This window comes from Parasphingorhabdus sp. (genome assembly GCF_036964675.1).
Classification (GTDB): domain Bacteria; phylum Pseudomonadota; class Alphaproteobacteria; order Sphingomonadales; family Sphingomonadaceae; genus Parasphingorhabdus.
The window spans coordinates 78729-84860 of the sequence record NZ_JBALTF010000002.1; the positions used below are offsets into that span (position 1 = coordinate 78729).

Annotated in this window: 7 protein-coding genes; 3 read left to right on the forward strand and 4 right to left on the reverse strand. The window is 56.8% G+C overall.

The features are described from left to right. Position 1 precedes the first annotated feature (1 nt). Together V7665_RS01045 and V7665_RS01050 are read right to left on the reverse strand one after the other, a co-directional pair. Positions 2-919: a DnaJ C-terminal domain-containing protein gene (locus V7665_RS01045; protein WP_335662683.1), complete on the reverse strand. Its 918-nt coding sequence runs from the start codon at positions 917-919 to the stop codon at positions 2-4. Between the two features lie 69 nt (positions 920-988). Beyond that, positions 989-1501: an ABA4-like family protein gene (locus tag V7665_RS01050; RefSeq protein WP_335662684.1), complete on the reverse strand. Its 513-nt coding sequence runs from the start codon at positions 1499-1501 to the stop codon at positions 989-991. Positions 1502-1548: 47 nt separating this feature from the next. Between V7665_RS01050 and pdxH the strand changes: the two genes are divergently transcribed. Beyond that, positions 1549-2124 carry a pyridoxamine 5'-phosphate oxidase gene (gene pdxH / locus V7665_RS01055; RefSeq protein ID WP_335662685.1) on the forward strand — a complete coding sequence of 192 codons (576 nt, stop codon included), beginning with the start codon at positions 1549-1551 and terminating at the stop codon, positions 2122-2124. After that, positions 2121-2915 (forward strand): PhzF family phenazine biosynthesis protein, encoded by a 795-nt coding sequence (locus V7665_RS01060; RefSeq protein WP_335662686.1) that lies wholly within the window; start codon positions 2121-2123, stop codon positions 2913-2915. Before pdxH ends, V7665_RS01060 begins: the two co-directional genes overlap by 4 nt. A 22-nt stretch (positions 2916-2937) precedes the next feature. Here V7665_RS01060 and V7665_RS01065 read toward each other — a convergent pair whose 3' ends face one another. Continuing rightward, positions 2938-4080 (reverse strand): serine hydrolase domain-containing protein, encoded by a 1143-nt coding sequence (locus tag V7665_RS01065; protein WP_335662687.1) that lies wholly within the window; start codon positions 4078-4080, stop codon positions 2938-2940. Positions 4081-4109: 29 nt separating this feature from the next. Between V7665_RS01065 and V7665_RS01070 the strand changes: the two genes are divergently transcribed. Beyond that, on the forward strand, positions 4110-4478 hold the full coding sequence (locus V7665_RS01070) for a hypothetical protein (protein WP_335662688.1): 369 nt from the start codon (positions 4110-4112) through the stop codon (positions 4476-4478). 1 nt (position 4479) lies between these two features. Here the strand turns inward: V7665_RS01070 and mnmA are convergent, their stop codons facing one another. Further along, positions 4480-5613 carry a tRNA 2-thiouridine(34) synthase MnmA gene (mnmA, locus tag V7665_RS01075; protein WP_335662689.1) on the reverse strand — a complete coding sequence of 378 codons (1134 nt, stop codon included), beginning with the start codon at positions 5611-5613 and terminating at the stop codon, positions 4480-4482. Between the last annotated feature and the right edge of the window lie 519 nt (positions 5614-6132).

Sequence of the window (6132 nt, forward strand, 5' to 3'; positions counted from 1 at the left end):
TCTAAACACCCATGCTGGCGCGCGGATTGTCTTGCGGATTCCAGTCTTTTACAAATTCTGCGAGCTTCTCATCTTTTTCCGGCAAGACGATCATCAAAGTGACCAGTTGATTCCCGCGGACCCCAGATTTGCCATGAAAGCCTTTGTTTTTCAGGCGCAGCGTCTTGCCCGAATCCGATCCGGCGGGAATGGACAGCATGACCGGACCGTCCACGGTCGGGACCTTGATCTTGGCTCCTTCCACCGCCTCTTTCAGACTGATCGGCAGTTCCAGGGAGATATTGTCGCCATCGCGTTCGTAAAAGGGATGGGGGTTGATATGAATGGTGACAATGGCATCGCCATTGCCGCCCGGGCCTGGACGGCCCTTGCCGCTGAGGCGCATTTGCGTGCCTTCCTCGACACCCTTGGGCAGGCTGAGATCAATGGTTTTGCCATCTTCCAGCGTGATGCGTTGTTTCTGCAAGGTTGCAGCAGCACTAAATTCGACCTTCAGCCGATAAGCGACATTGGCGCCCTTGGCAGGTGGCGCACTGCGCTGGCGGTTACCGAAAGGAGAACCACCACCGCCCCCACCGCCGAATAGACCTTCAAAAATATCGCCAAAATCTGCGCCCGCATTACCGAAATCATGCTGTTGGCCAGCCGGACCGCGTTGATAGCCGCCCCCGCCGCCAAAGCCGAACGGCGCAGTAGGATTGCCTTCCGCATCAATCTCTCCGCGATCAAATTGCGCGCGCTTATCCTTGTCCAGCAACAAGTCATAAGCCTTGGTGACGTCGGAAAAACGCTCCGTCGCCTTGGGATTATCCTTGTTCTTATCTGGGTGTAGTTCCTTGGCCAGCTTACGATAGGCAGACTTAATCTCCTTGTCGTTTGCGCCCTTGGCAACACCCAATGCTTGATAGGGATCGATCATTATTGGCCCTTTTTCAAATCCTTACCATGCAGAGATTGGCATTTTTCGCCAATTTTCAACTCCGCTGTCTTATTCGGGCATAACGGCGTCTGCAACCTTGTTGTGCCGTGTGAAGCGCAGCAGCAGATAGAGAACCAATCCCAATGGCCCCAACATCAGGACAAATAGCAGGATAGGTATCTGCAGCCAGCGTGCAAACCCGTATTTATCCGCATTGCGCGCCACCCATAGGCCGACAAACAGGTCAAAGGCGAGAAAATGAATCCATCCGACGGTCGCCCCGCCGGGGCTGGAGAGCAGTTGTTGAACGCCTGTCAGGGTTGAAAAATCCGGTGATTCGCCGCTACCCCCGTCGATCATGCCAGTCATCATCGGGATGATGATCACCGCATAGGCACAGGCCAGAAGGCCGATACCGCCGTAGAACAGCCCGGTAAGTATCGCTTCGCGACGTGGTGCAAATGCTAAAATCAGCCACATCAACAAGGCATAATTATTGGTGATCGTAAAAATCAGGTCCCAGTTCATGATGCCCCCTCGTTCCGAGCTTTTAGCAGAAAACTGCGCTTTGTCGCCGAGCAAAATTTTGTTTGTTTGCCGGGCGTCGGCAGGATGATAGAGAAAGAGTCATGACCGATCCCTTTTCGCTGTTCAACAGCTGGTTCGCCGAAGCGCGGACAACCGAAATCAATGATAGCAATGCGATGACCATTGCCACTGCAAATGCCGGCGGGCAGCCTTCGGCGCGGATGGTCCTGCTAAAGGGTCATGGCCCTGATGGCTTTGTCTTCTACACCAACCAGCAGAGCCGCAAGGCGGGTGACATAGCCGAAAATTCGCAGGCCGCGATATTGTTCCACTGGAAAAGCCTGCGCCGGCAAATCCGGATCGAAGGCCATCTCTCGACCGTAGCAGATGCGACGGCAGACGCATATTTTGCCACGCGCAGCCGGGATTCGCAACTGGGTGCCTGGGCGTCTGACCAGTCCCGCCCGCTCGATAACCGTGCAACTTTCGAAGCCCGGTTCAAGGAAATGACGGAGCGGTTTGCGGGCGACGATGTCTCGCGCCCGCCACACTGGTCAGGCTATTGCCTGGTGCCAGCGCGATTTGAATTCTGGCAGGACCAGGCACACCGGCTGCACGAACGGCGTGCCTTTGTTCGCAACGGCGAAGACTGGAAGGAAGGACTACTCTACCCATGACAAATCTGCCATATTTTCACGTCGATGCTTTTGCCGACCGGCCCTTTACCGGCAATCAGGCAGCAGTGATGCCGCTGACTCGCTGGCCGGATGATATGGTCCTGCAAGCGATTGGCGAGGAAAATAATTTTGCCGAAACCGCCTTTTATCTGCCCGATGACAGCGGCGATGCGGATTACGAGTTGCGCTGGTTCACCCCGACACTGGAAATAGCGCTCTGCGGTCATGCGACGCTGGCGAGCGGACATATCATATTGTCGCAGGACCCCGATCGGCAGCAAGTGACGTTCCGGACGCGTAAAGCCGGGATTTTGACCGTGAAACGCGACGGCGACGGCTATGCACTGGATCTCCCGGCACACCCCCCTGCGCCGAGCGCCATGCCGGAGATTGTCGCGCTGATCGGAGGCAGTCCTGTCGAAACCCAGTTTCACGAAGGGCGCTATCATGTGCTTCGCTATGACAATGCCGATGACGTTCTGGCGCTCCGGCCCGACCTGAAGGCGCTCGCCGCGCTCGGCAATGCACAATTTATCTGCACCGCGCCGGGCAAGGATACCGATATACTCAGCCGGGTATTTGTGCCTGGCGGCGGGGTCGACGAGGATAGCGTGACCGGTTCGGCTCATGCCGTCCTGACGCCTTATTGGGCGAGGCAATTGGGCCGCGACAGCTTTACCGCCTATCAGGCGAGCCGGCGCGGCGGCTATGTCAATTGTCGTCTCGATGGCGGCCGGGCATGGCTGGGCGGGAAATGCGTGACTGTGGTGGAAGGCACCTTTTGCCTTTAATCTGGCAGTGCCGGCCGGGGATTTAGCTGCCGATAGGGAACAGCGCCATGATCCGGCCGATCTGCGCGCTCATTGGTTCCAGCACATCGTCCTGCGTCTTGCCGAGCCGGACCACGGTCAGCTGCTGTTCGGGTGAAACCACGATTTGCTGGCCCAGATGGCCCAGTGCCGCAAATATCGTCTCTGGCCCATTGTCCGGAAACAAAACCTGGTTGCGACCTTCCGGGCGTCTCTTGTTCAGCCAGAGGTGGCCACCATAGGCCGGGTCGTTTTTCGACGATGCCTTCATAAATCGCATCCAGCTGACCGGCAAATGCTGTGCGCCTTTGCGGGCGCCATTGTGCCGAAGAAATTCTCCGAATTTGCCATAGTCCCGCGCGGTTGCCTGAATGAAACTGCCGCCCAGAAATGTGCCATTCGGATCAAATTCCGGATAAGTGCCATCCATTCCCAATGGTTCCAGCAATCGCCCGCGGATGAAGCGCGAGGTGACGTGGTGCCGGACTTCCGGATCAATGCTCTTGGTCAGGGTACGGGTGATAATGTCTGAAAGAATGATACTGGTGGCGGTGCTATATTCGAACTTCTCACCCGGCTTGGCCTCCATCGGGCGGGCTTCGGCATAGGCGGCCGTATCCTGCGCGCCATCCAGAAACAGCATGAGGTTGGTGTCGGCCTCGAATATGGTTTTGCCGCCTGGCTCGGGCACTTCGGTATGATCAAGTCCTGACGACATCTGGAGCAAATGTCGAAGGGTGACGTTCCCGCGCGGATCGCCAGGTCTTTGCCACGCGGGCACAGGAGCGGGGTCATCGAGCACCAGCCGGCCATCGGCTACCAGAAATCCGATCAAAACTCCGGTGAAGCTTTTTGCCATCGACCAGCTGATGAATCGCGTATCCTCGTCATAGCCCTCGCCATAACGTTCAGCGATGATTTTTCCCCGGTACATGATCAGCAGCGCCCGCGTTTCCGCCATTGCTGGATCCTCGAACAACGGTGCAATTGCCGCATCCAGCCGCCCCTTGGCGATCGGGCTGGAGTCCGAGATATAGGCCAGTTCCGCCGCACTTTTCTGCGGTGCCAGGGCTGGATCCCGAGTCCCGCCGCACCCGCAAAGGGCAACCGTCAGGACCGAAATCAAAGCGAGTTTAATCTTGCGCATATTGTGTCGTTGCACCAATAGAAGCGGCCATGGCAACCGTAAAAACAACATCCAGGGCTCCGCTGAGCAAAAGGCGCATCCTATTATATATCGGGGCACTTTTCCTGCTCATCCTGATCGCCGTGCTGACGTATAATTATGCGTTCATCAAAGGACAGCTGAATGTTGGCACGGCTTATGGCGCCCGGGTCGCCTGTTCCTGCCACTATATCGGCGGGCGAGATATCGAGGATTGCCGGAAAGATTTTGAACCCGGCATGGAATTGATCGGTTTGACCGTCGATGAGGAACAGAAAAGGGTGACGGCTTCGGCCCTGTTAATCGAATCGGCTACGGCTGAATTTCGGGAAGGCTGGGGCTGTGTGATGCTCACGGACGCCCAGTTGGACGCCGAATAAACTAGACTTCCACACCCGCCAGCCATTGTTGTTCAACCGCAGCGGTGCTGTCGATCCAGCCGCCGCCCAATACCCGTTCCTTGTGATAAAAGACCGCTGCCTGGCCCGGAGCCACGCCAAATTCCGGATTGTGGAATTGCAGCTCTTGGCCTTCCAGCCGGGCGGAGGTCGGTTTGGCCATTGAGCGGACCTTGACCTCGACCGGGCCGACATAGTCGCCGCCGATCCAGTTGATGTCCCGCAGCGATGCCGAGGCAACCGCCAAGGCAGCCTTCGGTCCAACGACAACGCGCTTCGCTTCCGGTTCCAGCCGAATAACATAAAGCGGTTCAGCCTGGCCGCCAATTTCCAGCCCTTTGCGCTGCCCCACGGTATAATGAATGAGCCCCTTGTGCCGCCCCATTGTCGTGCCGTCGATATGGACAATCTCGCCATCATCGTCCGCTTCCGGCCGCAATTTGCGCACGACGCTGGCATAGTCGCCATCAGGAACGAAGCAGATATCCTGACTATCCGGCTTGAAGGCCACCGCCAGTCCCATCTCCTCGGCGATTTCGCGCACCTGTGTCTTGGGCATATCACCCAGCGGGAAGCGCAGATAGTCGAGCTGATCCTGAGTGGTTGCAAACAGGAAATAACTCTGGTCCCGCGCGGGGTCGAGCGCTCGGTGCAATTCTGCGCCGCCCGGAGCCGCAACGCGGCGCACATAATGACCGGTCGCCAGACAGTCGGCACCCAGTTCGCGGGACAATTGCAGCAGATCGGTAAATTTAACTCCCATATTGCACTGCACGCAGGGAATTGGTGTCCGGCCGGCCATATATTCGTCGGCGAAGACATCCATGACCGAATCCTTGAACCGGCTGGCATGATCGAAAACATAATGGGCAATGCCAAGCCGGTCGGCCACGGCGCGAGCGTCGCGAATATCCTGTCCGGCACAACAGCTGCCGACGCGCCCGACAGCTTCACCATGGTCATAAAGTTGCAAGGTAATGCCTATGGTTTCCGCACCAGTTCGCGCCGCCAGGGCCGCCACAACGCTCGAATCCACACCACCCGACATGGCCACCACGATGCGCTTGCCCGTCAGGTCGTCACCCAGTTGAAAATTTCCGTTGATTCTATCCATCATATCAATTGCAGTCCTTAAAGAAATCCCGCTGCTAGCGCCAGCGCAGCGAACATTTCCTTCTGTGCGCCCCGATGTGATCCATTTTGGTACGAATTAGTTGGATACAAGGAAGAATTGCTTAACCTGTCCTAAGGTGGTGTAAACGTCCCTTTCACACTAGCTTATATCTTCGCTGCTAGACCAGCGGCTATGGATATGAACTTTCCTCACAAAAACCCGCAAAGGATAGCGCGCGATGCTGGCGCTGATATACCCGTTCAACTTGCGGATCATCAGGCCTTGCTCACTCGCGCCATTGCCCGACAGGCATCCAGCCAGTCGGCACAGGATTTTGTCGCGGCCAGGCAAGGCTTGCAAGGCACCAAGAAGGCAGTCCGCTCATCCTTCATGGATGAACGAATGGCTTTTTTTTGCAGGCAGGTCTCGTTCAGACTTCCCCGGTCACAGGGAACCAATATTGTTCAGAACCGGTTGTTTTCGACCGGATTTGGCGCAACGGGAAAGCAATAAAATGCATAG